Raw genomic sequence first — 2,438 nt, forward strand, 5'->3', positions numbered from 1 at the left:
TTACCACCACGCCACCAGATAAGGACGCTCCCGCACTGGTGAAGAAGATTGGCCGGACTACCTACATTGTGCGGGTTCATTTCAGTAAGACCAGCAGGGAAACCATGAGCGACAAAATCAAGCGTATGCTGGAAAATGAGATACAGCAGATGTAAAAATGATAATAGAAACAGGCCGGGAATCAGAAATGCGCTGGCTCCCGGCTTGTAAAATCAGGAGGTTTATGGTAGTATGGAGATACGAAAACAGAGGGGAAAGCAGGTGGGAAGATTGACAGTGACGGAACAGATAGACCAGAAACATCAGGAAGATTTACAGAGGCTAAGAGGCTTTCGCCTGCTTGATGATGATTTCCTCACAAAGTGTTTTGAGGGAGATACGGCAAGCATAGAACTGGTATTGCAGATTGTTCTGGAAAAACCGGATTTAAAGGTGCTGGACGTCCGCACCCAGGTATTTGTGGAGAACCTGTTGAACCGCTCAGTGAGGTTGGATATCCTGGCTACGGACAGCACAGGGGCAAAACTGAATGTGGAAGTACAGCGTTCCGACAAAGGAGCCGGGAGAAAAAGGGCAAGGTACAACAGCAGCATGATGGACGCAAACCTTTTGAAAAAAGGCGAGGACTTCGACAAGCTGCCGGAAACGTGGGTAATCTTTATTACAGAGAATGACGTAATGGGAAAAGGGCTGCCGCTCTATCCGATTGAGCGGTGCTTTTTAGGAACCGGGAAAAGATTTGAGGACGGTTCGCACATACTGTATGTAAATGGCGCTTACCGTGGAGATACGCCAATCGGGAAGTTAATGCACGACTTCTCCTGTACGGACGCAAAAGATATGTACTACGGAATCCTGGCAAGCAGGGTGAAATTTTTCAAGGAAAGCAAGGAGGGAATCGAGATTATGTGTAAGGCCATGGAAGATATGAGAAACGAATCCTTACAGGAAGGCATCCGTGAAGGCATGAAAGCTACGGCACGCCGTATGCTGGCAGCTGGCAAATATGCGTTGGAGGAAATCGTTAATATTTCAGGACTTTCTCTTGAAGAAGTAAAACAACTGAAAGCTGATAGAAGTGCATAGACAAAACTGTAGGCTGGGAATCTAAAGACAGGTTCCCAGTCTATAATTTTTACGATTATACAAGACACTATTTATAAAATGTGAATTTGTCAAAAAATTATTTTGTTTTAATGGGCATGTATACCTGAGACATAATTTTAATATCGGGTTCATCCGCATTTTCGACTTGTGTATCCAAGACTTCTCTCATTAGTGCCATGCAAAACTTCATGCCAGCATCTTCAGAAATTATGTCTTTCAAATAAATATCATTTTGATTATAGACCTCAGGAAAATGTATTGAAAAGTATGTCATTTTTTCTTTCTTAACTTCCCAAATTCGATATTGAAGGATTCCACTACCATCAATTTTTATTTGAGTGCATTTATGCAGAAATTTATCAATTTGTCCTTTTTTACTCCATGTAGCTAAATTTTTATTTACATATACTTCATCCCAGGTTTTAAAAATAGGAAAGTGTAATAATAAATTTCGTATAAAGCTAAATAGACCATCTGCGATAATACCTTCAAGAGGGGGTCTTCCACCTCTTTTCATCCATTCAAGATAGCTTTTTATTGGCTCATAGCTTAATAATTCTTTGTATATCGAAAATGCTTCTCTCAATTTAAAAAAACGTAATTGAGCATTTTCTTTAAAAAAATTATCATTAGTAATTTCTTCATACAAATCATAAAATCTATTATAAAATAACGTTAAAACTTCTAATTCCTTATCATTAGGTAAAGACTTCTCCATTACAATCATATCCTTTCAAATGTTAATAATTTACCAGAACTTGTAAGTATGATTCTAGCATAATTCTCAATAATTTCAATAAAATTCTCTTAACCATCAGGTTATTTTGTATGTTGAAACGGGTTCTATTATATGGCGGGAAAACTATTATCTAAAAATAAAGATGGATAAATGTAAACTTTTTGTGAATTTGATTAAAAAGTCCTTTACAAAACGTCACTGGCAAGACAGCGAAAAGCATCTTAATTAGCTGTGGCGCACGTTTAGCCCCCTTTGACATCAAGGAGCTGCGTGACCTGACAAGCTATGACGAGTTGGGACTGGATATGATTGGGGATGAAAAGACAGCGCTGTTTGTCATTATCTCCGATACCGATGACACGTTCAATTTTATTGTGTCTATCATGTATACGCAGCTTTTCAACCTGCTCTGTGACAGGGCGGACGATGTGTATCATGGCAGGCTGCCCGTCCATGTGCGCTGCTTGCTCGATGAGTTTGCCGTGCGCTCGTAAGCGGAACCCATTTGTTCCGCGCGGGCTTGGTGTTAGTATATAAGTGTGGACAGAAAAAGTTGAACAACCTATACTATCAAGTGAAAGAGCAAAGGAGA

Annotated in this window: 3 protein-coding genes and 1 pseudogene; 3 read left to right on the top strand and 1 reads right to left on the bottom strand. The window is 39.9% G+C overall.

Annotated features, from left to right (window positions below; translation table 11 throughout):
• Both D7Y06_RS24730 and D7Y06_RS24735 read left to right on the top strand, forming a co-directional pair.
• Nucleotides 1-155: transposon-encoded TnpW family protein (locus tag D7Y06_RS24730; RefSeq protein ID WP_120410129.1), on the top strand; the 155-nt coding region annotated here is incomplete at its 5' end.
• A gap of 76 nt (nucleotides 156-231) precedes the next feature.
• Entirely contained in the window at nucleotides 232-1,086 is an 855-nt protein-coding gene (locus D7Y06_RS24735) for a PD-(D/E)XK nuclease family transposase (RefSeq protein ID WP_120410130.1), read from the top strand.
• Nucleotides 1,087-1,183: 97 nt separating this feature from the next.
• On the opposite strand, the gene D7Y06_RS24740 is transcribed toward D7Y06_RS24735, so the two are convergent.
• Complete coding sequence (locus D7Y06_RS24740; RefSeq protein ID WP_120410131.1) at nucleotides 1,184-1,825, bottom strand: hypothetical protein; 642 nt, start codon at nucleotides 1,823-1,825, stop codon at nucleotides 1,184-1,186.
• A 221-nt stretch (nucleotides 1,826-2,046) separates the two neighbouring features.
• Here D7Y06_RS24740 and D7Y06_RS24745 point away from each other — a divergent pair.
• Nucleotides 2,047-2,328, top strand: a pseudogene (locus D7Y06_RS24745) (type IV secretory system conjugative DNA transfer family protein); the annotation flags it as partial.
• Nucleotides 2,329-2,438: the final 110 nt, after the last annotated feature.

Origin of the sequence: Roseburia sp. 1XD42-69 (genome assembly GCF_003612565.1) — a bacterium.
GTDB lineage: Bacteria > Bacillota > Clostridia > Lachnospirales > Lachnospiraceae > Roseburia_B.

What these genes read in the sequence shown, in the direction of transcription:
- D7Y06_RS24735 (WP_120410130.1), top strand. Translation starts at nt 232, where the DNA reads ATGGAGATACGAAAACAGAGGGGAAAGCAGGTGGGAAGATTGACAGTG.
- D7Y06_RS24740 (WP_120410131.1), bottom strand. Translation starts at nt 1,825, where the DNA reads ATGGAGAAGTCTTTACCTAATGATAAGGAATTAGAAGTTTTAACGTTA.